The organism is Embleya sp. L77 (assembly GCF_055557415.1).
This window is the reverse complement of record NZ_CM145710.1, coordinates 3,434,620-3,459,604: the sequence shown is the minus strand read 5'-3', so window position 1 is coordinate 3,459,604 and position 24,985 is coordinate 3,434,620. Positions and strand designations below refer to the sequence as shown.

At 69.5% G+C, this 24,985-nt stretch carries 23 protein-coding genes and 4 pseudogenes; 10 read left to right on the top strand and 17 right to left on the bottom strand.

Annotated elements, in window-relative coordinates; translation table 11 throughout:
* Together ACZOOI_RS44690 and ACZOOI_RS44685 are read right to left on the bottom strand one after the other, a co-directional pair.
* Positions 1-411, bottom strand: coding sequence for an acetyl-CoA carboxylase biotin carboxyl carrier protein (locus tag ACZOOI_RS44690; protein ID WP_465282550.1), 411 nt, complete (start codon positions 409-411; stop codon positions 1-3).
* Positions 412-431: 20 nt separating this feature from the next.
* Positions 432-1,532, bottom strand: coding sequence for a carboxyl transferase domain-containing protein (locus ACZOOI_RS44685; RefSeq protein ID WP_465282549.1), 1,101 nt, complete (start codon positions 1,530-1,532; stop codon positions 432-434).
* Between the two features lie 653 nt (positions 1,533-2,185).
* Between ACZOOI_RS44685 and ACZOOI_RS44680 the strand changes: the two genes are divergently transcribed.
* Positions 2,186-4,477 carry a serine/threonine-protein kinase gene (locus ACZOOI_RS44680; RefSeq protein ID WP_465282548.1) on the top strand — a complete coding sequence of 764 codons (2,292 nt, stop codon included), beginning with the start codon at positions 2,186-2,188 and terminating at the stop codon, positions 4,475-4,477.
* Between the two features lie 97 nt (positions 4,478-4,574).
* Here the strand turns inward: ACZOOI_RS44680 and ACZOOI_RS44675 are convergent, their stop codons facing one another.
* Both ACZOOI_RS44675 and ACZOOI_RS44670 read right to left on the bottom strand, forming a co-directional pair.
* Entirely contained in the window at positions 4,575-4,865 is a 291-nt protein-coding gene (locus tag ACZOOI_RS44675) for a hypothetical protein (RefSeq protein WP_465282547.1), read from the bottom strand.
* A 57-nt stretch (positions 4,866-4,922) separates the two neighbouring features.
* Positions 4,923-5,393, bottom strand: coding sequence for a hypothetical protein (locus ACZOOI_RS44670; protein ID WP_465282546.1), 471 nt, complete (start codon positions 5,391-5,393; stop codon positions 4,923-4,925).
* 237 nt (positions 5,394-5,630) lie between these two features.
* On the opposite strand from ACZOOI_RS44670, the gene ACZOOI_RS44665 reads away from it, so the two are divergent.
* From ACZOOI_RS44665 to ACZOOI_RS44655, 3 genes are all read left to right on the top strand, one after another.
* A complete protein-coding gene (locus ACZOOI_RS44665; protein WP_465282545.1) occupies positions 5,631-5,768 on the top strand; it encodes a hypothetical protein in 138 nt (45 codons plus the stop codon).
* A gap of 3 nt (positions 5,769-5,771) precedes the next feature.
* Positions 5,772-5,960, top strand: coding sequence for a DUF397 domain-containing protein (locus tag ACZOOI_RS44660; protein ID WP_465282544.1), 189 nt, complete (start codon positions 5,772-5,774; stop codon positions 5,958-5,960).
* Between the two features lie 1,404 nt (positions 5,961-7,364).
* Positions 7,365-7,604: a hypothetical protein gene (locus ACZOOI_RS44655; RefSeq protein WP_465282543.1), complete on the top strand. Its 240-nt coding sequence runs from the start codon at positions 7,365-7,367 to the stop codon at positions 7,602-7,604.
* A gap of 51 nt (positions 7,605-7,655) precedes the next feature.
* On the opposite strand, the gene ACZOOI_RS44650 is transcribed toward ACZOOI_RS44655, so the two are convergent.
* The gene (locus tag ACZOOI_RS44650) at positions 7,656-8,228 is read right to left on the bottom strand and encodes a transposase (protein WP_465282542.1); all 573 of its coding nucleotides are present in this window, start codon (positions 8,226-8,228) and stop codon (positions 7,656-7,658) included.
* A 489-nt stretch (positions 8,229-8,717) separates the two neighbouring features.
* Between ACZOOI_RS44650 and ACZOOI_RS44645 the strand changes: the two genes are divergently transcribed.
* Together ACZOOI_RS44645 and ACZOOI_RS44640 are read left to right on the top strand one after the other, a co-directional pair.
* The gene (locus ACZOOI_RS44645) at positions 8,718-9,086 is read left to right on the top strand and encodes a hypothetical protein (protein ID WP_465282541.1); all 369 of its coding nucleotides are present in this window, start codon (positions 8,718-8,720) and stop codon (positions 9,084-9,086) included.
* Positions 9,087-9,311: 225 nt separating this feature from the next.
* Positions 9,312-9,929 carry a hypothetical protein gene (locus ACZOOI_RS44640; RefSeq protein ID WP_465282540.1) on the top strand — a complete coding sequence of 206 codons (618 nt, stop codon included), beginning with the start codon at positions 9,312-9,314 and terminating at the stop codon, positions 9,927-9,929.
* 971 nt (positions 9,930-10,900) lie between these two features.
* Here ACZOOI_RS44640 and ACZOOI_RS44635 read toward each other — a convergent pair.
* Positions 10,901-11,422 carry a YbaK/EbsC family protein gene (locus ACZOOI_RS44635; RefSeq protein ID WP_465282539.1) on the bottom strand — a complete coding sequence of 174 codons (522 nt, stop codon included), beginning with the start codon at positions 11,420-11,422 and terminating at the stop codon, positions 10,901-10,903.
* The gene (locus ACZOOI_RS44630; RefSeq protein ID WP_465282538.1) at positions 11,392-12,327 is read right to left on the bottom strand and encodes a DMT family transporter; all 936 of its coding nucleotides are present in this window, start codon (positions 12,325-12,327) and stop codon (positions 11,392-11,394) included. The genes ACZOOI_RS44635 and ACZOOI_RS44630 overlap by 31 nt, the downstream gene beginning before the upstream one ends.
* Positions 12,328-12,407: 80 nt before the next feature.
* Between ACZOOI_RS44630 and ACZOOI_RS44625 the strand changes: the two genes are divergently transcribed.
* Positions 12,408-13,313 carry a LysR family transcriptional regulator gene (locus ACZOOI_RS44625; RefSeq protein WP_465282537.1) on the top strand — a complete coding sequence of 302 codons (906 nt, stop codon included), beginning with the start codon at positions 12,408-12,410 and terminating at the stop codon, positions 13,311-13,313.
* 387 nt (positions 13,314-13,700) lie between these two features.
* On the opposite strand, the gene ACZOOI_RS44620 is transcribed toward ACZOOI_RS44625, so the two are convergent.
* Positions 13,701-14,000 (bottom strand): hypothetical protein, encoded by a 300-nt coding sequence (locus ACZOOI_RS44620; RefSeq protein ID WP_465282536.1) that lies wholly within the window; start codon positions 13,998-14,000, stop codon positions 13,701-13,703.
* Between the two features lie 16 nt (positions 14,001-14,016).
* Positions 14,017-14,439, bottom strand: a complete 423-nt coding sequence (locus ACZOOI_RS44615; protein ID WP_465282535.1) for a DUF3592 domain-containing protein — start codon at positions 14,437-14,439, stop codon at positions 14,017-14,019.
* Positions 14,440-14,668: 229 nt separating this feature from the next.
* Here ACZOOI_RS44615 and ACZOOI_RS44610 point away from each other — a divergent pair.
* The 3 genes and pseudogenes from ACZOOI_RS44610 to ACZOOI_RS44600 all read left to right on the top strand — a co-directional run.
* Positions 14,669-14,830 (top strand): annotated as a pseudogene (locus ACZOOI_RS44610) (DUF6251 family protein); the annotation flags it as partial.
* Between the two features lie 595 nt (positions 14,831-15,425).
* Entirely contained in the window at positions 15,426-15,920 is a 495-nt protein-coding gene (locus tag ACZOOI_RS44605; protein WP_465282534.1) for a hypothetical protein, read from the top strand.
* A 1,455-nt stretch (positions 15,921-17,375) separates the two neighbouring features.
* Positions 17,376-18,993: pseudogene (locus tag ACZOOI_RS44600) on the top strand (ISAzo13 family transposase); the annotation flags it as partial.
* Here the strand turns inward: ACZOOI_RS44600 and ACZOOI_RS44595 are convergent.
* The 8 genes and pseudogenes from ACZOOI_RS44595 to ACZOOI_RS44560 form a co-directional block, all read right to left on the bottom strand.
* Positions 18,980-19,212 (bottom strand): annotated as a pseudogene (locus tag ACZOOI_RS44595) (IS701 family transposase); the annotation flags it as partial. The pseudogenes ACZOOI_RS44600 and ACZOOI_RS44595 overlap by 14 nt on opposite strands.
* A gap of 41 nt (positions 19,213-19,253) precedes the next feature.
* A pseudogene (locus ACZOOI_RS44590) lies at positions 19,254-20,030 on the bottom strand (IS5 family transposase).
* Positions 20,031-20,104: 74 nt separating this feature from the next.
* Complete coding sequence (locus tag ACZOOI_RS44585) at positions 20,105-20,845, bottom strand: maleylpyruvate isomerase family mycothiol-dependent enzyme (RefSeq protein WP_465282533.1); 741 nt, start codon at positions 20,843-20,845, stop codon at positions 20,105-20,107.
* A complete protein-coding gene (locus ACZOOI_RS44580; protein WP_465282532.1) occupies positions 20,835-21,674 on the bottom strand; it encodes a fumarylacetoacetate hydrolase family protein in 840 nt (279 codons plus the stop codon). The genes ACZOOI_RS44585 and ACZOOI_RS44580 overlap by 11 nt, the downstream gene beginning before the upstream one ends.
* Positions 21,671-22,747, bottom strand: a complete 1,077-nt coding sequence (locus tag ACZOOI_RS44575; protein WP_465282531.1) for a cupin domain-containing protein — start codon at positions 22,745-22,747, stop codon at positions 21,671-21,673. The genes ACZOOI_RS44580 and ACZOOI_RS44575 overlap by 4 nt, the downstream gene beginning before the upstream one ends.
* Entirely contained in the window at positions 22,744-23,439 is a 696-nt protein-coding gene (locus ACZOOI_RS44570) for a class II aldolase/adducin family protein (protein WP_465282530.1), read from the bottom strand. Before ACZOOI_RS44570 ends, ACZOOI_RS44575 begins: the two co-directional genes overlap by 4 nt.
* Positions 23,436-24,635, bottom strand: a complete 1,200-nt coding sequence (locus ACZOOI_RS44565; RefSeq protein ID WP_465282529.1) for an FAD-dependent monooxygenase — start codon at positions 24,633-24,635, stop codon at positions 23,436-23,438. The genes ACZOOI_RS44570 and ACZOOI_RS44565 overlap by 4 nt, the downstream gene beginning before the upstream one ends.
* Before the next feature lie 3 nt (positions 24,636-24,638).
* Complete coding sequence (locus tag ACZOOI_RS44560) at positions 24,639-24,977, bottom strand: indolepyruvate ferredoxin oxidoreductase subunit alpha (protein ID WP_465282528.1); 339 nt, start codon at positions 24,975-24,977, stop codon at positions 24,639-24,641.
* Positions 24,978-24,985: the final 8 nt, after the last annotated feature.

Sequence of the window (24,985 nt, the reverse complement as noted above, 5' to 3'; positions counted from 1 at the left end):
TCACTCGACCGGCGAGATGTCGATTAGGACCTGGCCGAACTCCACCGTGTCCCCGGCGCGGACCCGGACGGCGGTCACCCGGCCGCGGAGGTTCGACAGCACCGGGGTGAACAGCTTCATCGCCTCCAGGATCGCGATCTGATCGCCCGGAGCCACCAGGTCGCCGACGTCGACGAAGGCGGGTGCGTCCGGTGCCGGGCGCCCGTAGAACGTGCCGACCATCGGTGCGGTGACGAACTCGCCCTCGTCCTGCGGTTCGGCGGATGGGTCCGTCGCGGACGTGGTCGCGATGTCGGCCCCGGTGTCCCACGCGACGTCGATGCAGCAGTCGCCCGCGCGCACCGTGACGTGACTGACCCGACCCGAAATACTCTCGACGATCGACCGGAACGTCACTCCGAGGTCATCCATGGGGTCGGTTTCGCCTTCCCTCATGTCAACAACCCTCCATGGGCTCCGGGGCCCCGAATCGCGCGAAGCGTCGCCGTCGCTGCTCGGCGAATCCGGAGGCCGGAAGTTCGTCGAGGACCCGGAGCAACGCCGATCTGATCGCACCGCTCATGGCCGGGTGGTCGACATGTGCTCCGCCCGCCGGTTCGCGGATGACGCCGTCGATGACACCCAGCCTCAACAAGTGCGCGGCAGTTAGGCCGAGTTGCTCGGCGCTCCGGGCAGCGAAGTCCGCGCTGCCGAACAGGATTGTGGAGCAACCTTCCGGGAACCGCCTTCACCCGTGACCACGGATACGGTGGGAACGGAGAGTTGCGACATGCGTGTGATACAGCCCGCGCGATGGCGTGGGTCTGGCCACGCTGCTCGGCCTCGACGCCGGGATACGCTCCGGGAGTGTCGACGAAGGTGATGAGCGCGTACCCGAACCGCTCGGCGTAGTCCATCAACCGAAGCGCCTTCCGGTAGCCCCACGGTTGGGCATGCCGAAGGTGCGCCGCGCCAGTTCGGCAAGGTCGTGCCCCTTTTGCTGGCTCCCGACGAATCGTCTGCCTGATCACTTGCGGACCGGCAAAGCCGATCCGGGCGCCGGGTTCGGCGATGACGACGTCACCGAGCATCGCGAAGGAGGCGGTCGCGCCACCGTAGGTCGGGTCGGTGTCGATGTTGACGACCAACACACCCGCGTCGTTAAGCCTGCAGATTTCCTGACTGGTCTTGGCCAACTGCATGAGCGAGATCGCGCCTTCCTGCATGCGCGCGCCGCCGGAAGCGGAGACCACGAGCAAGGGGATGCGTTCGCGGAGTGCCCGTCGGGCCGCGCGCGCGATCGACTCGCCCACCGCGCCACCGACGCTGCCGCCGAGAAAGGCGAAGTCCAGTACGGCGACGACGATCGGCATGTCGTCGACGCGGGCCGTTCCGCATACGACGGCATCCGCCTTCCCGGTCTTGGCTCGGTTGGCCGCCAGTCTGCTCGGATGCGGTGTGGAGTCGACGAAGCCGAGCACGTCCACAGCGGAGACATCCGCGAACGGCTCGAAACTGCGCTCGTCCACCAGAAGGTGCAGTCGCTCATCCACCGTCAACGGAGCGTGGTGAGGCGACCGCGGCCCTGATCCGCTCGCGATACTCCTCGAGGTCCTTGCCTTTTCGGCTGCGGACCGGCGTCGTGGTGCGAACGGGAGCGGGCCCCGCGTCCGCCGGCCGGTGGGCGGCGCACCAACCGTTGTCCACCGGCACCAGTGCCCGGCACTGCTGCCCGCGGGTCGTGGTGCCCGGGCATCGCTGCACGGCTCCGGCATCGGTAAGTGATGTCACGGACACATCATGGAGCAATCGTTCGGATTTCGGCCCCCGCCGGGCGGGCCGTGCGTGTCCGCGAGATGCGTCGGCGCACGCGCAACGCCCCCTGTCGTCCCGGGGTTTGGGCTCTTTTCGACGGGCGGGCAGCGCATCGCTCGAGTTCCGCATCCACGCCGGGGAACGGCAGCCGGCTCCGTGACGGCCCCCGCCTCGTCCGCCCTTTGTGCATCGGCTGCGTCAGCCGGCGGCATCGGTTGCATTCCGGGCCGGCCTGCTCGACCGGTCATCCGAAAAACGCGCGTGGAGGCGACGACGGGCGGTGTGCCGAAATATCTTTCGGCGTGGCGCGACAGCGGCTGCCGCCAACGTCGGCATGCCTGTGACGCCGCCGAGATCTCAACCGGTCGGAAGCTTGGGGGACAGCGTGGCAATGGGCGGAGCGGTGTGGGGCACCGAACTCGGGGATGACGATCCGCGGCGTCTGGGGCCGTTCAGGCCTCTTCGGCTGCTCGGGCAGGGCGGGATGGGAAGGGTCTATCTCGCACAAGGACAAAGCACACGGCTGTACGCCGTGAAGACGATCCGCGCCCACCTCGCCGAAGACCCCGGGTTTCGGGCGCGCTTCGTCCGTGAGGCGCGGTCGGCGCAACGGGTGAGCGCAGCGTTCACCGCCCCCGTGGTCGCGGTGTCCGCCGAGGACGCGCCCATGCCATGGATCGCGACGGCTTTCGTCCCCGCCCCGGCGCTCGACGTCTTGGTCGCGCAGTGCGGCGTGCTGCCGCCGCTTGCCGTGTGGTGGCTGGCTGCGGGGATCGCCGAGGCCCTGGAGTCGGTACACCGCGCCGGGTTGGTGCACCGGGACCTGAAACCGGGGAACGTCCTGGTGACCCTCGACGGTCCGCGCGTCATCGATTTCGGTATCGCGAAGGCCGCGGAGGACAGCGCGACATCGCACACCGCGACGGGCCAACTGCTGGGCACCCCCGGCTACATGGCACCTGAGCACATCCGCGGCGGCGCCGCGACGCACAGTGACGTCTTCGCACTGGGAGCGGTGCTGACGTTCGCCGCGACGGGCCACCCTCCGTTCGTCGGCCGCAGTGCGTGGGAGACCTTCGAGCGGACGCTCTACGAAGACCCGGATCTCAGCGGCCTGCCCGACGAATTGATGAACCTGGTGGCGCGGTGCCTCGCCAAGGACCCACGGGAGCGCGTCACTTCCCAGGAGGTTCTCAAGAGGTTCGAGACCGTCAGGAGCGGCGTCGCGGACGCGCATCTGGCGGCAAGCTGGCTGCCGGGTACGGCGGTGGAGCGGATCGAGAGTTCGAAGCTGCATGCGGCACCGGGGTCGCCGGCGCACGCCCGTCAGACGCAAGCGACGCTCACGGCGACGGTCGTCGCCACCACGGTGAAGAAGGACACCTGGCAACGGACGCGCGACCTCACCGACTCCGGCGACACGGCCGATACCTTTGACACATATGTGGCCCAGGCCGCCGACCGCGAGCGTGAACTCGGCCCCGCCCATCCGGAAACCCTCAGGGCGCGCGCCAGGCTTGCCGGCGCCACTGGGGAGGCGGGGGACGCCGGCCGGGCCCGCGACCTCTACGCCGCGGGTGTCGCCGATTTCACGCGCGTGCTGGGACCCGACCACCCCGACACGCTGCACGTGCGCCGCGCGCACGCCGTCTGGACGAAGAAGGCCGGGAACAAGGCGCTTGCCTGCGCCCTGATGGAAACGCTGCTCGCAGACCGTGCCCGGGTATTCGTACCCGATCATCCCGACACGCTTTCCACCCGCGCCTGGCACGCCGAACTGCTGGGCGAACTCGGTGACGCGGCGAAGGCCCGGAGCCGTCTCGCCGATCTGGCGTCCGACTGCGCGCGAGCGCTTCCTCCGGACCATCCAACCACGTTGTCGGTCGCCCAGTCGCTCGGGTCGTGGACCGGCAGGGCCGGAGATCCCGCGAAGGCGCGGGAGCTGTACGCCGAGCTGATCCCCGGCATGGAACGGGCCTGCGGCCCCGATCATCCGCATTCGCTCGTGGCCCGCGACAATCTCGCGCACTGGACCGACGAGACCGGCGATGCGGCCGGGGCTCGGGATCTGTACGCCGCCTTGGTGTTGCATCGCGAGCGCCTGCTCGGCCCCGACCACGGCGATACGCTCGACAGCCGCTACAGGCACGCACTTTCGACGGAAAGGGCCGGCGACGCGGCGCGGGCCAGGGACCTGTGCGCCGCCGTGGCCCGCGACCGTGCCCGGGTACTCGGACCCGATCATCCGGACACCCTGCGGTCCCGACGCCACTACGCGCGACTGACCGGTCTGGCGGGCGACGCGGCCGCGGCTCGCGACCTCTACGCCGAACTGACGAGCCGCACCGACCTGGTGTTCGGCCGGGACGCCACCGAGGCGTTCACGGTCCGCCACGGCCTCGTCCACTGGACCGCCGAATGCGGCGATTGGAAGCGGGCCGGCGAACTCGCCGCCGAGCTGGCCCGCGATCGCGGGCGTGTGCTCGGCGCGGACCACCCCGACAGCATTCAAAGCCGTTTTTTCGTCGCCACCGCGGCAGGGAAGACCGGCGACGCGGCCCGTGCCCGGGATCTGTTCGCGCAGGTGGTGTCCGATCGGGAACGCGTACTCGGTCCCGATCACGCGGCGACGGTACGCGCCCGCAAGAACTACGCGATGTGGGCCGCACGAAGCGGCAGTTGAGGCAGAAAGGCAGCGCGTTGAACAGCGAGGATGCGACCGAACCGCTCCGCGTCCGTGGGCTGTGGTGTGACTTTTGAGATGGTCATGATGTTGTTCCTTACTGCTGGTGACGGCGACTGCTGCCGGTGAGGGCGACGGGCGAGGAGCGTGGCTGGCGTCGGGCCATCCGGCCCATGAACCGGACGGTCAGGCGGCGCGGCAGGAACTTGCCGGCGAGGGCGAGCGGGCGGCCGTTCGTGATCACCGACAGGGGCGCGGAGCGGCGGTCGAGCGTGTCGAGGGCCGTCCTGACGACGTCGGCGGGGGTGGCCCGCTTCTTCGTGCCGTAGTCGGCCGACTGGCTGCCGGCGGCGTCGTAGAACTCGGTCTTCGTGGCGCCGGGGCACACGGCGAGGACGCGTAGGCCGGTGTCGCGGGTCTCCTCCCACAGCGATTCCGAGGACCGCTACGCGGCACAGCCGCAATGGGCACGCTCCCGAACGCCCGCGAACTTCCGGTCGGCGTCCGCGACGTCGCGCCCGGTGATCGACGCGGCGGCATCGAGGGAAGGCGTCAACGGCCGCGGCGGTTCGGCAGGCCGGCACGGAAGGCCCATCACCGCGTACTCGTCGACCACGAACGCGTACGCGCCGGGATCGCGCACAAACGCGGACTGCGCGGGTGTCTGCTCCTCACAGTCGCGGACGTGGCGGGCCCACGTCTTCTCGGCCTCCTCGGCACTGGTGTGCAGCGCGCGGCCGATGCGTTCCCACGGGGTCCCACGAAGCCGCTCCGCGACGATGGCCGTACTGCGCAACGATTCCATAGATCGCAGCACGCCCTCGACCTGTTGGACGTAGTCCCCGGCCATGGCCATGTCCTGGCACAGCGACCTCACGACGCGGTCCAGTTCGGATGCACCTACTGCGATCGCCATTCCAAGTCGGATCCGGGCGTGGTCGGAGCGGGTGAATGCTTCGACGGGAAGCGCACGAGGATCGATACTCCCTGTCTCAGATTCATCACTCATAGTCAACAAGGATCACGAGTCCCCTGCGTGATCGGGAATCGCCCGTGTCGATCGGGTGGGATCGTGGGGTCCGTGAAGGGATCGCCCGTCTGTTCCCGAATTGGTGTCCTCGCCCCAAGGGACTCGCCGCAGTAGAGCCCCCCGGTGGCCGACGAACACCGCGACACCGCGAGCCGCTACCGCAGCACCGCGGACGACATCGCCGCCCACCCGGGCACCGAGATCTACGCCGGTCTCGACCAGGACCGGTCCACCACGGACACCGACCACAAGCAGGAGTAAGCAATGACCGATCGGGTGATGTGGCGCACGTCGAGCCACAGCGGCAATTGGGATGACAACTGCGTGGAGATCGCGCCCGTCCTGCCGGGCGTGGGGGTGCGTGACTCCAAGATCGTGGGACCGAATCTGCACTTCGGCGCCCGCCAGTGGGCCGACTTCCTCGCGAGTTCGGCGGCCACCCGACCGCAGTGAGTCGGACGGGGGTCGCAGGCCGCCCATGCGCCGTGAGGTGACGGCGCAGGCGCTGGGGGAACGTATGCATATCGGCGCGGCGACGGCCCGCACTCTGCGGGACGCGGTGCTGGTGAGAGCGGTTGGTCGGTGTGTCGGCGACCATCGATGAAACAGTGGCGGAGCTCGGCCGAGTGTCTGCGCGGGCCCGGGTTCGCCGCCGCGCGAGGATGTCCGGAAGTTACTCGGATGGACGTCGGCGACGGGAGTGGTCGGATGAGCACGGCGAACAGGTTCGGCGGTGCGTGCGCGAATCGCGAGTGCAGCATCTACGTGGCGCCGCGCAAGGGCGTCGTCACGCGCACGCCCGGTGGGTGGGTGACCTGGTGCGCGAAGTGTGGGCCCGAGTCTGATCGAGCGGCGGTGTCCGGCCGTACTGCCCCGGACGCCCAATCGGAGCCGACGGGCGAGAGGACTCGGGTGTGATCCGGCTGCCCGTGCATCGCACGAAGGGGCCGGGCGTGCTCGGCGCCGGGCCCGGCGGCACCGGGCCCTTCGGCCGGTGGCCCGACGCCGGGGACGACGAGGGCCCCGAAGTCGGGACCGACTTCGACGACGACCACCGGCGAGCGATGCTTGATGTGTGGCCTGCGGGTCGCCTTGTGCGTCGCGGCTGTGATGCTGATAGCCACCACGGCCGCGGCCCTCAGCTGCCGCGCGGCCGTAGCTGACGGGACGGAGACGGGGATGTCCGGCGCGGGGCCCGGTAATGAACTCAACCTGAGGGAGCCGGGCTGCGCACGGCGTTGGCCTCGGTGTTTCGTGACAGGGCGCGTGAGCAGCATCAGGTAACGATCTACGGCTGGAGTACTACCGGTGGTTTGTTGGCAGCGGGTCAGGGTCGGCGGTGCGCCGATGGGAGGGAACTTCGCCTGCGCCTCGGGGGGTTGCGATGGCCAAGTGTGCCCTGTCCGCCTGCATCGGGGCCGCTGGAGGCCTATGCCGCGCGGTTTGACGACCTCTTCTCGACGTTGGCACAGCGCCGCGGGTTCCGCGAGTACCTGGCCGGGCTGTTGCTGCCGACTCCGAGCAGAACCGGCAGCGGATAGCCCGCGCCGGCGAGCGGCGCGGTATCACCCACTCCACACGTAGAGCATCTGTTCCGCGGCTCGAAAACACAACGGAACAGACGATCGGAAAGGCACGGCCGCCCCGGGCGCGGTGGCCGGCTCGTACCGTGCCTGGGCCCCACCCCCCGCGCAGAGGACACGGGGAATCAGGCTCGGTCGGCGACCGGAGTCCCGCGTCACGCCGACACGGACGGTCCGGCTCGGTCGCAGGTATCGATTCGATTCACGGCGCCTTGGGTCGATCCGTTGTTTCCGGAGGGTTCGCCCGAAGGCGGGGTTCGCGGAGAGTGATGCCGTGGGCGAGCGCCCGTTTGTGGACGGTGGCGGTGCAGACCCCGAGGTCGGCGGCGATGGCGGCGAGGGTGCGGCGGAGGGTGGTGTACTGCTCGCGGAGCCAGTCCGGGTCGATGGTGGCGCGCCGGGTACCCGGGTTGGCGTGGATGCCGGCGGCTTTCGCCTGTTCGGCGACGAGGTTGCGGTGGATCCCGGTCTCGGCCGCGATCGTACTCAGAGGCCGTTGTCTTATCGAACGTGATCGCTGGGTTTCCGCTGGTCAGGCGTGAACTCGGTTGCTGTGCGGGAGAGATCACCGCGTCGGGATGTCTCGCTCGTGGGGGTTGTTGTGGCGTCGGTGATGGGGTTGCTGGAGGCACGGGAGACGGCCGCGCGGGTTCGGGTCGAGGAACTGCGCGTGGAGGCAGAGCGGGTGTCGACCGCGTTGCGGGAGACCGAGGCTGTGTTGGAACGGCGGGTGATCGCGGTCGCGGAACTCGCGGAGGCTCTCGATGGGCCGGCGTGCACGGAGGACGCCGAGAGCGCGGTTCCGGGGCCGGCGGCGGTGAAGGCCGCGGTGCAGGGGTCGGTGGTGCCGTATCGGCGCGAGGGGGTGGCGACCGAGGTTCTCGCGGCGGATTACCGGCGGATCGTGGATCTCGTGGATCAGGCCGTGGTCGCGCCGGCGGCGGAAGAAGGCGTAGGCACAGGTCCAGGCGGGAAAGTCGGCGGGCAGCGCCCGCCACTTCACGCCGTTGTCGGCCAGATAACGCATCGCGTCGATCATCTGCCGGTGGCAGTACGCCTCCAGCTGCCCACCCCGGCCCTCCAGCCGGGCCGGCACCGGCAACGCGGCTCGGACGACTTGCCACTCGACGTCCGTCATATCCGACGGATACGTGCGCACCCGGTCAGGTTGACCGGCCGCGTTCCCGTACACGTGCGCGAGACAATCACACTCCCTGCGCGACGAATTGGACTCGACGGCCGCGACCGCGTACAACCTTGACAACAGGGCCTCCTGGACCTCGTCGGCGTAGACAACCACCGAGATTCCAAGGGGCCCTGTCTTCATGCACAGCCAACGCCAAGATCACCCCAGCGAGAAGCCAAGTCCTATAAATCGACGCCACGTTCGATACAGCAACGGCTTCTTGGACGGACGGGGCTATGTGCGACACACCCGCGTGTTCTCAACGAAACCGCGACAATCCCAGGCCAGACCACGCACCACCCCCACCCGGACGGCCACGAAACGTTCTCACCCAACCCGCGACACCCCAGCCCACACCACCACCCACACACCAAACACCACCCCCCAGGCTCATCCGTCGACGACAGTCACGGAGTTCTCTTGGCGTCGAAACGGTGACGCGTGGGATCCTTCCTCCATGCCTTCGGTTTCCTCTCCCGTCCGTGCTCCGTGGTGAACGGGCGCTGGTTCGCCGACACCCCGCGAGATCAGGTGAACCCGCTGCGGGCCGCGCTGTGGCGGGCGGGGACGCGGGGCGACCCCTACCCGGTCTCCGACCCCGATCTCGTCCGGGCGCGCACCGTGGCCGAGGTGGAGGAGATCCTGGCCAAAGGGCTGATGGACGCACAGGGGCACGTCCGAGATGTCAGAGTCGATTTCGGGCGGGACGCAGATCTCGAAACAGTGCGATCCTTCGCCGACGGCGTGCGGGTGCGTCGCACTTTCCCGACACCCCGACCCGCAGAGTCCGCGCCGGCAAACTGCCGCTGAACTGTACGGCGAGGGCGTGCACCTCGATTACCACGGACTCCGAGCACAGGTTCGAGAAGGCGTCCGCGGAGCTCGTGGTCAATCACACCTGGGTGAGCCGCAAACGCACCAGGCGCGAACGCGCCGCCGTCCTCCAGCGCCAGGGGGCCGACCGAGGATGGCACAAGGGCGCGGGCATGGGCTCCCCCCAAGGCCATCGGCCTGCACGAGTTCATCCATCCGGTGATGGACGCCCTCGCGCATCCGGAGTGGCAGGAGCCCAACGTCGTGCCGGATCATCCACTGGCCATCATCGGCGACGTGATGACCACCCTGGGCAAGCGTCTGGGCATCTCGCCCTACAAGGTCTTCGCGAAGGACGTCGCCGCGGAGGTCGGAATCTATCCGACGACCAACTCGGCCGAACTCACCGCCGACCTGTGTACTCAGGCAATCATCAACGGCTCGCAGGCCCACGAAGTCAGCCAAAGACTGCTCGCCCGCCTCAAGGCCGCCGTCGCACCTCTTCACGCCCGGCCCCGGGGCAACGCTCAAGGCGTCGCACGACCGTACGAAGACGCCCCAGCCGTACCCCCAAAACGCGAACCCTCGCTACACCTTCGTCGATCTCGACATGTCCGGGACACCGCGTCCGGACCTATCGCACCTGGTCACCACCAAGGGAAAGGCGCAACTGGCGGCCGCCGGACTACCCCCGTGCGGGACGTGGTCAAGACCTACGCGCGGACCCGCATCGATCGCACCAACGGCGCCCAGGCGGCGGACGTGCTGTACGCGCCAGGCGTGACGAGCGGCATCGACAAGGATCGGGGCGGCACGTTCCGGGCCGGCCTCGGTCGCTGAAACCGGCAGGAAGACCCGGTCAGTGCAGCCCATCCACTCGGGCGGATCGGCTTCCCGGGTGATCATGGCGTTCACGTCACACAAGCATCTCGGTGGGTGGGGAACACGCCCTGGGGTGCGCAGCGACACCCCGGCCGTGGCCGCGGCGATCCGCACGCGCACCGTCTCCACCGTCCCCGCCTTGTCCAGCACGAGAAGACGGCCCACCGCCAACCGGCGTGCCAGGGACCGGATTTGTAATGGCGAAGCGACGGAGAAAGCCTGTGCAACCGCGAGCGAGGAGATGCCGGGCTCACCCGGGACCGAAGGCTCGGACGGCGAAGACGACTTGGCGCTCATGCCCGCCAGCACATCCTCCGTCCGCACCGAGCGACACAGGAATGCGCGCCCTTGGGCAGGCCACGACAGCAGATCGGTCACCCCGTGACAGCCGACAAAACCCCAGCTCAACGCTGAATCACCGAAACCGGCCCCGCTGACACCCACCTCCCTGACACCACACCACACCACACACTCGCACAGGGCATTCTCGCCGTGTGGCCGGCCGATTCCGGGGTGTCGTCTCACTCACCCGGCCGGGACGAGATCACCAACTCCCCTACGGATAAAGACGGGTCCCGGTTTCGCGCCCACGCCCCCACGGACAGTCCGATGAGAAACCGCCGAACGACAACGCAGACTCACCACCCGACCCCGGCGCCCGGACCCGGCCCGCTCCACGGGCTCCGCCATCGGCGCTCTCCGGCCCTCCCGGAGGCGAGTCGGCAGACAGTCCCACCGAACCGAACGAGCCTCCAAGGCGGCCATGAGCTCGTCCCGGTACTACCAGGAAGCCCACAACAAGCCACCCTGGACGCTCCGTACGGCCCCCGCGCCATCGCACCCGGGGACGATTCGCCGTGTCGATGGACGCACGGGCGGCTTCTCGTCATTCGATCGTTTACCGACGTTCGGGTCAGACGGCCTTGCGCTCATGACGGTGTGGCTTCTCGGGCTTTGCCAGGCTCTGGGCAGGCGATCGGCTCGATGCGTGGCTGGGCGAGTAGGGCATAGTCGGCGCCTGAGATGGCTGCTGACCGGTCGAGGCGAGCGGCGTTGAAATAGAGCTGCGGTTGGGCGATGACCGCGGGGTCGGCGACGAGTTCGAGGTCGGGATCGAAGGCGAAGGGAAGGACGGTGCCAGGTACGGCGTGGGACAGCCGTTCGGCGGTGGCGGCGTCGCTGAATCCGACGTAGCGGGCGTTGAACAGCATGCGGACGGCATCCAGGTCGACGCGCCGATCGCCTGGGACGACCGCCAACACGTGGCGGGTGGTCTTCTTGTCGGTTTTGACTCTGAGGATGATGCACTTCGCTGCCTGGGAGGCGGGGTGTCCTCGCAGGGCGCTGACCGAGTTCGTGGTGCCGTCCGGTTCGTGATCGATGAGCTGATAGGGGGTCTGGGTGGTGTCGAGCAGGGTGATCAGGCGGTGGTAGGTGTCATTGTCGGGCACGTGTCATCCTCTTTTTCGGTTCTTGCAGTGGTGGTGCGGTGGGTGCGTTCGATGGCCTGTCCCCAGTAGGTTCCGGCGATCATGAGCATGGCGCCGAGAGTGGCCCAGAGGGTGAGCCGTTCGCCGCCGACGCTGATCCCGATGGCGACAGCCCAGATCGGTTCAGTGCCCAGCAGCAGGCTGGCCCGGCTGGCTGAAGTGCCTTGCACGGCCCAGGTCTGGGCGAGGAAGGCGAACACGCTGCAGAACAGGGCGAGATGGATCAGCTGGGTCCAGGTGGTGGCATTGCTGTGGACCAGAGCGGGCAGGTGGGTGACGGCGAGCGGCAGGAACAATGCCGTGCCGACGACGGTCTGAGCAGTCGTCAGGTGCAGCGGGTCCATGGAACGGCCCGCAGTGAGCCGTCCGACGAGAGCGACGTGCCCGGCCCGGACGACTGCGGCGGCGAGCATCAGGACGTCTCCGAGCCGTGGTGCGTGCACCCCGGTGCTGGAAGTGAGCAGACTGACGGCCACAACGCAGAGTCCGGCGGCCAGGAAGAACGTCCACGGCAGCCGGCGGCTGCCGGTGCGGTCCAACAGCGGTGTCAGCACGATGGTCAGGCTGATGATCAGCCCGGCATTCGCGGCGCTGGTGTACGCCACCCCGTACGTCTCCAGCACGAGCACGGCCGCCTGGGTGACTCCCAGCAGCGACCCGACGTGAACCTCCGCGCGGGACCAGCGGCGCCTCCGGCGGCGAGAGGCGACCAGAACTCCACACGCGAGCGCGGAGATCGCATACCGGGCGAACAGGACCGCCAGGACCGGGAGTGCGACGGTGGCCGTCTTGGCCGCGAGATAGCTGGAACCCCAGACCAGCGCGACCAGGAGAAGTACCGCATCGGTGCGGCGGGCAACATGCATGCCCCCACGCTGCCCCACCGGAAGTTTGAAGGCTACGATCAACTTCTAAACCTAAGGTGTAGCAGCCCTACACTGTCAAAGTGGATGAACGGCAGCTGCGCATCCTGCGCGAACTGGGAGACCTGGGCAGCGTCAGCGCGGTCGCCGAGGCACTGCACGTGACACCTTCCGCGATCTCGCAGCAGCTGCGACTGCTGCAGCGCTCGATCCCCGTCCCGCTCACCGAACGCGCCGGACGTCGCGTGGTATTGACCAACGCCGGGCTGGCCTTGGCCGCGGCGGCCATCAAGGTCGAGACCGCCTTGGCGCAGGCCCGGCACACGATCACCGACTTCGCCGAGCAACCCGACGGCGACGTGTCGGTGGCCGCGTTCCACAGCGCAGCGTCCGCGTTCTTCCCGCCCCTGCTGCGCAACCTCGCCGGCCCCGGCCGACCCCGCTTGGCGCTCTCGGACGAGGACGTCGTCCAGGACCGCTTCCCCGCTCTCACCCGTCACTACGATCTCGTGCTCGCCCACCGCCTCGACCACGGCGCGCCGTGGCCACACAGCGTGACGTCCACGACGCTGCTGCGCGAGCCCCTCGATGTCGCCCTGCCGACCGGCCATCCGTTGGCGTCCAAGCCTCTGCTCACGCCCCGGGACGTGGCGGACCAGCCGTGGATCACGGTGCACGACGGCTTCCCGCTGATGTCCACCATCGAGGCCATCGCCTGCGTCGCCAACCGCCGACTCGACATCGTCCACCGCATCAACGAATTCGCGGTGGTCACCGAGGTCGTCGCCGCCGGCGGCGGCCTCGCGCTGATGCCCCGGTGGACCGCCCGGCCGCACCCGGATGTCGTCCTCAGACCGCTCAGCGGAGTACATGCTCGACGCGCCATCGACGTCCTCCACCGGCCCGAGCGAACCGCCCGAATGGCCGTCCGAACGGTCCTTGCCGAATTGCAACGCGCCGCCGCGCAAATCCAGGGCCGAGACTGCTGAGCCACCCCAGCCGGGGGTCCCAGGCAGCGGGTCTCGACCGCCGCGAAGCGCCCGACCGGCGAGGGCACGCACGCTGATCACCGTCTTGGTCGGCCACTGACCCCTCGGTCCTGCGCACCCCGTCGTCGTCCTCGTCCAGCTCCGGCGCGTCCAAGTCGCGCAACGGGCGCAGTGCACCGGCTGCTGGGGTGGAGGGGGAGAAGCGTCCAGGCACCTGCCGGCGAACGTCCAGATGCGGAACGGGCCCAGGGGGCAAGGTCGAGGTTTCGACCCGTGGACTGAGCCTGCCGGATCCAACCCACGACGCCTGGTCGAGCTCCCGCCGGCACCCCTTTCGCGAACCCGGCCCGCGGCCCGACGCACCTGCGAGAGCCGTCCCGAACATGCCTACCGCACAGGTACGGGCCGCCGGCGTCGGTCGGCGAGGTGTGTCATCGCGTTCTCGATGAGGCCCTCGAGTTCGGGGGCCGGCCAGGGTCGTGCCTGGGCCAGGGGAACGCGGTGTCGGCCGGTGGCGATGTCCTCCATGATGTCGCGGGCGTCGACGCCGGTTTCCATCCCGCGTGTGGTGGCGGGGTTGCGGCCGGTCCAGGCCCAGCGGAACGCGGCGCCCAGGCTGTAGATCTCGGCGGCGGCGTCCAGGTCGACGCTCGCCTGCGGGTGCCGGCGCTGAGCCGGGCCTAGCATGTACAGGACGTGCGGGTCAGTGGAAGAGCCACCACAGGCCGGCGCCGAACCAGGGTCCGCAGAAGGCCAGTGCGACAACACCGCCGACAATCCCAGTACCGGGGCTCTCGTTGAACGTTTCGGGATGACGGGGGTCGTACACCACGCTGATCGTGTCCGGGGCCACGTACTCGTTGATACGGGCGTACGACTCGCCCCGGACCGTTTCACCGCTCGGAAGCATGAAACGAAGGATCGGGTAGAAGTGCACGTCGCCGTCACCGTCTTCGCACTCCCGCACCCCAACGACCTCGGCGTCCACGCGTATGCCTCGGCACTTCAGTCCGATGTCGGACCGGATCGCCACCATCCCGGCTACGCAACCGGCGACGCTGACGATGATGACCAGCCAAATCCCTATCAGGTCCCCCACAGGCCATTGTAGAGGCGGGACCTTCACGCCGAAGGGCTGAGCCGGGTGCGCACGCGCACCTCTAGTCCACTACGAACGCCACGACTCGACCACCCGGTACTTCGCCCGGTGCCAGTTGCCGCAGAAGCGCTTCGGTGCCCACCAGCGGCACTTTTCGAGCGGCCGCTTACACCACTTGCACGGCAGTGGATCCACCTCGATCTCAATGACCCCCACGGCCGCGACTGTAGCCGCCGCCTCTGACCTGGGAGAACCCATGTCGCACCTGCCTGAGCCGGTCCGGGTCGTGCAACTCCCGGACGGCACCTACACCTACGCCGACCACCTCCCCACCCCCATCCAGCCGGCCGCCGCGCCGCAGGTGGTGCACCAGCACATCCACCAGGCCCCGCCGGACCGCACCGTCCAGCGCATCGCGCGACGACGAAGTCCAGGGCGGCGTAGACGAGTCCGAGGTCGCGTACGTGCTCGACGCAGGCGGCCTCGACGCCGGCGGGCGCGGTGACGGGCGCGTAGCGGCAGGCGGTGCCGGCGGTGCGCCAGTCGAGGTGGCCGTCGGTGGTGATCGCCGCGGTGAACACGCGGTCGTCGACGACGGTGACCCGGGCGTCGAAGCGGCGTTCGCCGACGCTACTCCGCGTCGACGGTTTCCCGGCTGGAGTCGGGCGCGCGTTCGGGTCTGGACGTGGCCGTGTTGCGCCGGTTGACCGATGCGGTGGAGATGCCCGCCGGGGTGCTGGGCGCGGCACTGGGCGTGAGCGCGCCGCTACCGGCCCGGGTGGCCCGGACCGCCGTGCGGCGGGACGAGGAGGACGACTCGATGCGCCGACGCCGCCTGCTGACCGCATCCCTCGCGGCCGTTCCCGTCGCGATGCTCGGCGGGGGTCGACCAGGCGCTCGCCTCGATCCCCAACCGCTCCTCCCCCACCACCACCGGCGCCCGGCTTACCGCCCTGCTGGGGCGCGCCCGCCGCCTGTACGACGGGGGCGATCAGGCGGCCCTGATCCCGGCGTTGCCGGAGTTGCTCGCGGCCGGGCACACCCATGCCGACACCGCCGCCGGCGATCAGGGCGCGTTCGCGCGCCTGGCCGCGTGCTACGACCTCGCGACCGAGACGCTCTCGAAGATCGGCCAGTACCAGCGGGCGCGGACCGCCGCCGACCGGGCGACGGTGTACGCACACCAGTCCGGATCGCCGCTGGCCGCCGCATCGTCGGCGCGGATGCTCGGCATCGTGTTGCGTCACCAGGGGCAGGAGGCCACGGCGCAGCGCGTGACGCTGGAGGCGGCCGCGCGCCTGGAGGCCACCGGACTGGCCACACCGCAACAGGCCGCCGCCTACGCGCAGATGGCTGTGCACCGCCGCATACACCTGCGCCGGGGCGGGCGACCGGGCGAACGCGCTGGAGTTGATGGCCGACGCCGAACGCGCCGTGCAGCGGGTCCCGGCCGGGCCCGAGGCTCGGACGGTGTTCACGGTGACCCCGGCGTCGGTGGGACTGTATGAGGTGGGGGTGCTGTATTCGCTGGGCGACGCCGGCGCGGCCCTGCACGCCGGACGCCGGCTGCACCCGGGTCAGTTCCCCACCCCGAGCGACGCGGGCGCCTGCACACCGACCTCGCCCGCGCCTGGTGGCAACTCGGCAAACCCGAACAAGCCGCTACGGCTCTTGCCGCCGCCCACCGCGAAGCACCCGGCGAAGTCCGCGACCGACCCGCCATCCGCCGCATCGTCACCGACTTGCCGAGCGACACCCCAACGCCATCGGAGTGCGAGGCCTCCTGACCGACACCGGAGCCCGTTGAAGGCCCTTCGCGGCCGGCTTCAGCGTGGTTACGGCGCAGCGGGAGCGGAGCGGGCCACCGTGCCGCGCTCATGGGTGCACGCGTAGGGATGGAAGCGGGGGTTGAGGCAGGTGTCGCGTTCGTAGGCGTCCGCCCCTGGGAAAGCGGGTGGATCGGCGATCACCGCGTGGGGACGCCCGACGCGGGCGGCTTCGCCGTCGGCCGACGGCGTCCGGACCCCTTCCGGCTGGCACCAGGGGGGTACCGACGCGGCCGGGGCTGTGTCGTGGGCGTGAACGAGGCTGTGTGGTGTCCCTGCGGGGCAATGGGGAGTTGGTGGTGTCGGCGTCCGGGTCTGCCCGCTCCGGGACGTACACACCGGCGACGAACCCCGCGAAGGGATCACGGCGTTACCCCAGCCGTCGACACGCACGGACGACCCTCGACGCCGTGAGAATCGACCATCGGCTGCCGCATCCGCAGGGGTACGGACCGCCCCGGACCAAACGTCGCGCATCGGCGGCCGGGCGCCGCAGCTTCTGGGAGGTTCCTCGCCGGTGGCCAATGGACGGGCGGGGGCACAGGGGTGAGGATCAGCAGGATCACGGCACAGGGCTTCTTGTGCTTCGCCGACGTGAGCGTGGACCTGGGGCTGGGTCTGACCGTGGTCACCGGCCCGAACGCCGCGGGCAAGTCGAACCCGTGCCGGATCCTCGACGTCGTATCCGCGTTCCTGGGCCGCCACCGCGACCCGGAGAAGCACGATCTGCTTTCCTTGTACGAGCGGGCCGGCCACAACGAGGCCTCCGCCTTCACGTTGACGGTCTCCTTCGAGTTGGACCAGGCGTGGGAACAGGACCTGGTCACCACGTTCGTGAGGGCCTCCAGCATCAGCCACGGCGTCCGGGTAGCTGACGCAGGGGGTTGGGATCCCCTATTCGTCGAGAATTTCGAGCGGAGCGCCGAGGCCCATATCACCGCCGAGTCGGTGGCCGCGCTGTTTCGCGGCACGCTCCGGTTGGACTTCGACTCCCACCGGCCCGGCGGCTGGTCCTGCGCCTGGCAGTTCGACGACGGCGAGGACACCTTTCACAGCCAGTTGGCAACAGTCGCTCGTCCCCGGGGCCTGTCCTTCAATAAGTGCACGGTAGAAGGGGAGTTGGTGGGAGCCTGGACGATGGCTCCGCTTCTGACTGACCGCGTCGATGTCCGCGTGCTGCGGGCCAAGTTCGATCAGATATTGTGAGCGCCGGCGTCGGTTGTACCTGGCCAGCGAGGCCACCGCCCTCGGTCACGGCGGGATCGCCTTTGTCGCCGCGGTTTCCGGCACCAGTACTGCCACCGTCGCGCGTGGTATCGCCGAGTTGGCTGATGGCTCCGTCCCAACCCTCCGGATCCGGGCCCCAGGTGCCGGCCGCAAGCGTCTGACGGACACCGATCCCGGCCTGGTGCCCGCACTTGAGTCGTTGATCGAGCCACACACCCGGGGCGACCCCGTTTCTCCACTGCGGTGGACCACGCTGTCGCTGCGGGTCGTGGCCTCGGCCCTCACGGCACGAGGCCATCCCGTCAGCGCGTCCACTGTCGGGCACCTGCTGCACACCTTGGGATACAGCCTGCAGGGCACCGCGAAGACGACGGAGGGCATCAGCCATCCGAACCGCGATGCCCCGTTCACCCACCTGAACACCACCGCCTCCGCCTTCCTCAACGACGCTCAGCCGGTGATCAGCGTCGATACCAAGGCCAAGGAATGGCTCGGCAACCGCGACCGGCCCGGCCGCACCTGGCGGGTGGGCAAGGACGCGATCAAGGTGGACTGCCACACATTCACCACCACCGATCAGCCGATGGCGATTCCCTACGGGATCTAGGACATCGCCCACAACACCGGATGGGTCAACGTCGGCACCGACCACGACACCGCCCAGTTCGCGATGGAGTCCATCCGCCGCTGGTGGCAGCACCGCGGACAGGCCGACCATCCGCATGCCAGTCGGCTCCTGATCACCGCTGACTCCGGCGGTTCCAACGACCCTCGCCGCTGGACCTGGAAGAGCAACCTGGCCGCTTTCGCCCGGGAAAGCGGGCTGGAGATCTCGGTCTGCCACCTGCCTCCCGGAACGTCGAAGTGGAACAAGATCGAGCACCGGATGTTCTGCCACATCACCGCGAACTGGCGAGGGCGACCGCTGACCAGCTACCAGGTCGTTCTCGAGACCATCGCCGCCACCACCAAGACCGGGCTGACCATCGGGGCCGAACTGGACACCGGCAAGTACGACCTGGGCGTCAGCGTCCCGCCCGCCAAGTTCCACGCCCTGCCGATCACGCCGAATGCCTTTCCACGGCGACTGGAACTACAAGCTGGCTCCCCTCCCACCCCGAACACCAGAGGCACCAGCAGGCACTCGCAGGATCGACCCGGCCCTGACCACGATGCTCACCGATCCGGCCCTGACCGGCATGTCACGGACCGCGTTCGCGCATTTGGTGGTGGTCTCGGAACCCTGCTGGGACGCCATGGCCGAGGCGGCATTCCAGCGACGCTTCCATCGCCCGCGCGGCTACCGCCACCCGCAGATCAGCAGCGTGGATCACCTCCACCGGCTCTTGGCCGCCATCTTGCGCCGCCGCAGAGCAATCACCATGACGCTCCTGGCTCAGCTCATGGGCGTCAAACGCACCAATCTGTCCATCCAGTACCAAGACGCAAAGCGACTCCTGGACTTGCACCAGATCCTCGTCACGCCTCTCCCCGAACCGGCCGCCCGCACCCGCGTCGGCGTCCCAGTCGATCCGGTTCAGCAACCGATGGATCCCGTCCGGACCGCCGTGCCCGGCCTCCTCCGCGAGCGTCCACCCGTTCTTGCGCTCCAACGGCGCGATCAACCCGCGCATGTACGCAAGCGCGCTCTCCCGCGGCTCCGCCCGCCCGAACCGATGCAGAGACGCCCGTGCACCCGCTCCAACTCCCCGGCCCACACACGCACATCATCAACGACTGAACACACGAACCGTCACGGGAAACACCGTTGCAGTATTAGAAGCCATCTCATTTGGTGAGTCTGCGGTAGCGCATGAGGGTGCAGGCGAGGAAGTGTTCGGCCTTGCGTTCGTAGCGGCGGTGCAGGCGTCGGCATCCGGCCGGCCATGACATGGTGCGTTCGATGGTCCAGCGGTGGCGGCCGAGTCGAGCGGAGGACTCGACGCCCTTGCGGGCGATGCGGTGCCGGATGCCGCGCTTGCTCAGCCAACGACGAAGGTGACGGTAGTCGTAGCCCTTGTCGGCGTGGAGTTTGGCGGGGCGCCTGCGGCGTGGGCCGCGGCGGGAGCGGATCGGCGGGATGCCGAGGACCGGCGGTTCGAGAGCCGTCGTGGAGGTTCGCGCCGGAGATGCCGATCGACAGGGGCGGACCTGTCCGTTCGGTGATCAGGTGGATCTTCGAGCCCTTCTTGCCCCGATCCACAGGATTCGGACCTGTCAGCTCCCCCCTTTCATCGCCCGCATGTTCACCGAGTCGATCGCGCAGCGCGACCGGTCCAACTCCCCCCGCGCACCGAGTTCGTCGAGGACGAGGCGGTAGAGCTTCGCCCACACCCGCGCCTTGGTCCACTCGGTGAACCTGCGGTGCGCGGTCGGTCCGGACGGGCCGAACACAGGCGGCAACTGCTGCCAGGTGCAGCCCGTCGTCGCCACGAACACGATCGCGGCCGGCACCTCGCGGTCGCCGTGTCGCCGCCGGCCACCGCCCTGCGGACGGACCGGAGCGGGAGGGACCACCCGCTCGAAGAGCTCGTACAACTCATCCGGCACCAAACGCTCAACCATCGACACCAGCCCAGGCTATCGAGCCAAATGAGAATAGGGCATAAGGGGTAACTCGCCCACGCTAAACGCCCATCTCAGAGCCAAGCGGCCAGTGTGGGGAGGGAGGTGTCGGTGTGGTGGAGCTTGTGGCCGTCGTCGCGCCCGGTGAGCCAGGCGAGGAGGTCGGCTCTTGTTCCGGTGATCTCGTGCTGGACTTCCCCCGGCCCCGGCGGCCGGGTGGACCGCACACATCCGTCTGTGACGGTGCGTACGGTCATGGCCGGGGCGTTCGTTCCCTTGGTGGCGTAGGTGGCGACGATGTCGTCGAGGAGGGCGTCGGCGAGATCGTCCGGCGCATCGGCGAAGCTGACGCCGCTGCCCAGGTCGACGACGTGGATCCAGACTTCGCGCACCCGCAACCATGGGATGGAGGTCGCGGGGAGCCGGCGCCCTTGAGCGGTGCGGACGGTCCGACCCCATGCATCGTCGGTCATGCCGGTCAGGCGGGTACGCAGCCGGGTACTGCTGATGAAGAGGTCGTGGCGGATCGCCACCACGGTGCGGCGTGCGCCGGCGTCGATGTCGTCGAGGCGCTGCTGGGGCCCGCCCGGGTACATCGGGGTCTCGATACCGGTGACTGCCCAGTCGACCAGGTTGGCCAGGGCGTCGGCGTTGCGGGCGATGTGGGTGAGCAGGTGTGCGTTCGTCCAGCCGGGAAGCGCAGAGGCCTGGGCGACCTGGCGGTCGCCCAGGCCGGCTGCTGCCACGTGCAGCAGCCGGGTTCCCTCGTCGAGCCAGTCCAGGACCGTCGAACGGGTGGGAGGCTCAGGCGTCATCGCGCTTCTGCCGGATGCAGGTGTTGCGGCATTCCCCGAGGCCTTCGATACGGGTGACGAGGCTGTTGCCGTCGGCCAGGTAGCGTCCGGGTGTCCGGGCGTGGCCGACGCCGCCGGGGGTGCCGGTGGCGATCACGTCGCCGGGTTCGAGGGTGATGATGGTCGACAGGTACGCGACGAGGTGTGCGCCGTCGAAGACGAGGTCCTCGGTGCCGGCGTCCTGCATGGTCTCGCCGTCCACCCGGGTGGTCAGGCGCCGTGCCACGCCGTGGCCGGCTTCGTCGGCGGTGACCAGGTGGGGGCCGAACGGCGTGGTGGCTTCGAAGACTTTGCCCTGGAGCCATTCCTTGGTGCGGTATTGCCAATCGCGGGCGGTGAGGTCGTTGAGGACCGAGTAGCCGGCGATGTGCGCCTCCGCCTCGTCCGCCGACACGTTGCGGGCCCGCTTGCCGATGACGACGGCCATTTCTCCCTCCCAGTCCATGGCCTCGGAGGCGTCGGGGAGCACGATGTCGTCGTACGCGCCGATGAGCACCGCGGGGAACTTGGCGAACAAGGTCGGGTACTGGGGGATTTCGCGGCCCATCTCGGTGATGTGGGAGCGGTAGTTGAGTCCGACGCAGAAGATCTTCTGCGGGGTGGGGACGACGGGCGCGTAGTCGAGGGTGTCCACGTCGTGGCGGGGGCCGCCTGCTGCTGCGGCGCGGGCCTGCCAGTCGGGGCGGGCCAGCAGCGCGCCCACGTCCTGGTAGCCGATCTCCACGGCTTCGGTGTCGTCGACGCGGACGGCGGCGGTGGTGCCGCGGGTGCGGATGGTTGCCAGCCTCATGAGTACTCCTTGCGGGCGAGGTTGAGCTTTTCGAAGACGGGGGCGTCGGAGAAGCGGAAGAGGTCGAGGTCGCGGTGTGCTTCGAAGACGACCTCGCACCACGAGGGCACGGCGATGACGTCACCGCGCACCAGGTCGGTGCGGACGCCGTCGAGGTGGACGGCGCCGGCGCCGTCGAACACCTGCCACACGCTGGAGCCGGTCTCCCGGACGCCCATGGTGCGGTGGCCCGCCGCCAGGCGGTGCATCTCGGTGCGGATCGTGGCGAGCGCGTCCGAGCCGGTGGTCGGGTTGGCGAACCGGACCGCCGCGTGTCCGGGTTCGAGAGCGCCGGGGTGTCCTTCCGCGGCGACCTCGAGTTGGGCGGTCAGCGCGGCATCGGTGTGCTCCCACCGGTAGGCGGCCAGCGGTGAGTTGGGGGTGGGCTCCGGGGCCGAGAGTGGCCGCAGTCCGGGGTGGCCCCACAGGCGCTCGGAGCGGGACCGGTCCGGTGTCGAGCGGTCCTGGACGCCGTTCTCTCCGAACTCGAAGAAGCCGGTGTCGGTGTAGGCGACGAGGGGGATGTCGAGGCCGTCGAGCCACGCCATCGGCTGCGGGTTCGGGTTGTGGTGGCCGTGGAAGTGCCAACCGGGTGTGAGCAGCAGGTCGCCGCGGCGCATGGCGACGGGGTCGCCGTCGACGACGGTCCAGACGCCTTCGCCTTCGAGGACGAAGCGGAACGCGTTCTGGCTGTGCCGGTGGGCGGGGGCGACTTCGTTCGGGCCGAGGTACTGGATCGCCGCCCACAGGGTCGGCGTCGCGTAGGGCAGCCCCGGCAGCCCGGGGTTGGACACCGCGATGGCGCGCCTTTCCCCGCCGCGGCCGACCGGGATCAGGTCGCCGGCGCGGGCCGCGAGCGGGTAGAGGTCGTCCCAGTGCCAGATGTGCGGCACCGCGCGCGGTGTCGGCGTCTTGGGCATGAGGTCCGCGCGTTGTGTCCACAGCGGGATGAGCCCGTGCTTGGCGAAGTCGCGGTACAGCTCCTGCTCGGCGGCGATCGTCTCCGGCTCGGTGGGCGTGGCGTTCGGTGTCATGGCGTGCTCCCGTCGGCGAGCCGGTTCAGGTAGGCGTAGCCCGCGTCGCGTTGTGCGGGGTTCCAGACCTGGTCGCGCTTGAACGCTGCTTCCGCGTCGTCGGACCAGACCTTGGGGCCGCCTGCGGCCATCGCCATGAGCTGGGTGCGGCAGGCGCGTTCGAGGAGGACGGCGTACATGACGGCGGTGGCCGCGTCGGGGCCGGCGGTGACGGCGCCGTGCTGCGGCATCAGGCAGGCGATGCCGTCGCCCAGTGTCTCGGCCAGTGCGCTGCCGAGGTCGGCGTCGGCGATCAGGGCGCCGGTGTGGGTGAAGCGCGGGATCTGCGGGTCGTTGAACAGCACGCCGTCGTGGGAGATCGGCAGCAGGGGCGTGTCCAGTGACGCGAAGGCGCTCATCGCGGGCGCGTGGGTGTGGACGACGCAGCCGACGTCGGGCCGGGCCGCCATGATCTCGGTGTGGATGGGGTATTCGATGTGGCGCTTGCCCTGGCCGTGCAGGACGCCGCCGTCGCGGTCCACGAGGAGGACGCGTTCGGCGTCGATCTCCTCGAAGCCCCAGCCGGACGCCTTCATCCACACGCCGCGGCCCTCGGAGTCGCGTACGGCGGCGTGGCCCCAGACCATGTCGGTCAGTCCGGCTGCGGCGAGCGCTCCGCTCGCGCGGACGACCTCGTCGATTTCGATGCTCATGAGCGTGGGTTTCCTCGTCGGATCGCGGCGGGCCGGTACAGCCAGTCCAGGTCGCTGTAGTCGTCGGCGGCCCGGCCCCGGAAGACACGGTCGCGCAGCGCGGCGATGACGTCGTCGTCGTGCCAGACCTGGCCCCAGCCGCGGGCCACGCGCTGGACCAGGGCGGTACGCGGGATGCGTTCGGCCTGGTACGCGGCGAACGCCTTCTCCGGGTCGCCGCCGTACGCGGCCATCTGCCGGGCCAGGCATTCGGCGTCCTCGATCGCCTGGCAGGCGCCCTGCGCGAGGTACTGCACCATCGGGTGGGCGGCGTCCCCGAGGAGGGTGATGCGGCCGCGGGTCCAGGTGGCGAGCGGTTCGCGGTCGTACATGACCCAGCGCCGGTCGCGGTTGAACAGGCCGATGGACGCGCGGACATGCTCGTGGCTGCCGGCGAAGGCCGCGTCGAGCTCGGCCGGGGTACCCCACTCGGTGGTGTGCTCCAGCTCGGGCGTGTAACCGGAGCTGCGGAAGACCGCGACCTGGTTGTACAGCTCGCCGCGGCGGATCGGGTACTGCACGAGGTGCTTGTCGGGGCCGATCCAGATGATCTCGTCGTCCGGTTCGAGGGGGACGGTGATCCCGCTCATCGGCAGCGCGCCGCGGTAGGCGACGTAGGTGTCGGCGATCGGCCGGTCGTCCGACAGGAGCGCGCGGGCCCGCGACCACAGGCCGTCGGCGCCGATCAGGGCGTCGGTGCGGTAGGTCTCGCCGTCGGCGAAACGGACTTCGGCGGCGTCGCCCGCGTCGCGGATGTCGACCGCCTGGCGGTTGTTCTCCAGCGTGACGAGCGGGTGGGCGCGGCAGGCTTCCAGCAGGACGTCGAGCAGGTCGCCGCGGTGCATGACGCTGTACGCCTGGCCGTAGCGCTCGACGAACCTCTCGCCGAAGTCGATGGTGGTCAGGTGTTCGCCGGTGTCGGCGTGCATGAAGACGAGGTTGCGCGGCCGAACGGCGAGCTTGTGGATCGCGGGGAGCACCCCGAGGCCGTCCAGGACCCGCATCGCATTGGGGGCGAGCTGGATTCCGGCGCCGATCTCCCCGAATTCGGGGGCCTGTTCGACGATGTGGGCGTCGAATCCGGCGCGGGCCAGGGACAGGCCCGCAGCCATGCCGCCGATGCCGCCGCCGATGATCAGAAGAGGGATGCGCTGCATGGCTTAGTGGGACTCCTTGTTCCAGTCGGCGACGAGCGGGGTGTCCACCCCGATCGGTCCGGTTCCGTACGCCCCGCCGGGACTGTCCAGCGGGGTCTCGCGCCCGGGGAGGGGCAGGGCGAAGAAGGCGGCGTTGTCGCGGGCCCACTCGGGGTCGGGATCGCCGGTGGGCGCGACGATCGCGTCGACCGGGCATTCCGGCAGGCAGGCGCCGCAGTCGATGCATTCGCTGGGGTTGATGTAGCGCTTGGTCAGGCCTTCGTAGATGCAGTCGACGGGACACACGTCGACGCACGCGCCGTCGAGTTCGCCGATGCACTTTTCGTTGATCACGTACGCCATGGCGTCCT